Raw genomic sequence first — 963 nt, forward strand, 5'->3', positions numbered from 1 at the left:
CCGCTCGTCCGAGCAAGGCGTACCGCCTCGTCCTCAAATTCCTTCGTAAACCGTCGCTGCTGCTTCATGTGGGTCCTCTTGCATCATCGGGACCTCTCCACTTTCCCGAAGCAAGTCCACTCTCGGCCAACTCACCGCCGGGGTCGCCCACAACTTCAGCAACCTGATCCAGATCGTCCTCAGCGGCATCAGGCTCGCCAACGCGGCAGTGGGCGATTCCGAAAGGCTGAAGCGCATCCTCGCCGATATAAGGGTAGCTGCGGCGGAGCGCGCGGGCTTGACCGAGCACCTGCTCGCCTTCTCGCAGGACCTGCCGACGGAGCCCAAGGTCGTCGACACGGCCGACCACATCCGCAGGGCGGCGGACCTGTTCGGCCGCTCCCTCCAAGGCAGGATCCGGATCGATATCAACCTCGAAGACGACCTCTGGCCTGTCCGGGTGGATGCGGCGCAGTTCGAGCTGGCCCTGCTCAATGTCGCGCTGAACGCTCGCGACGCCATGCCCGAAGGCGGGCTGCTCGAGGTATCAGCGCGGAATGTGACATTGGACGCGGGCCGGACCAGGCTGGCGGGCCGGGCTGTTGCGGTCTGTCTGCGCGATACCGGCCCTGGCATCCCGAGAGGGGTGCTCGGGCGCGTGTTCGAGCCGTTCTTCACAACCAAGGCGAGGGGCGAGGGCACTGGACTCGGGCTCAGCCAAGCCTATGGTTTCGCGGAGCAGGCGGGTGGGGCGCTCCGGATTCAGAGCGAGCCCGGCAAGGGCACCGAGGTCACATTCCTTCTGCCCGCCGCATCCGATGTGGCCGTCGAGCAGGATGCGCCCGCACCGGATCGCCGCTCCTAATCTTACTGTGTCAAAGCTTTCCGGTCTTCCTATATGTGGGGGATGGTAGAGAGGCAGACAAGGCGGCCGAGGACGGGCGAGGCGCGGTTCGCGGCCTATCTGGGGGCGATCACGGCGGG

Annotated in this window: 1 protein-coding gene; it reads left to right on the forward strand. The window is 65.8% G+C overall.

Annotated elements, in window-relative coordinates; all coding sequences use genetic code 11:
* The first annotated feature begins 277 nt into the window (after positions 1 to 277).
* Positions 278 to 844, forward strand: coding sequence for an ATP-binding protein (locus tag LHA35_RS28360; protein ID WP_226615246.1), 567 nt, complete (start codon positions 278 to 280; stop codon positions 842 to 844).
* The last annotated feature ends 119 nt before the right edge of the window (positions 845 to 963 follow it).

The organism is Roseicella aerolata (assembly GCF_020523605.1).
GTDB classification, from domain to species: Bacteria; Pseudomonadota; Alphaproteobacteria; order Acetobacterales; family Acetobacteraceae; genus Paracraurococcus; species Paracraurococcus aerolatus.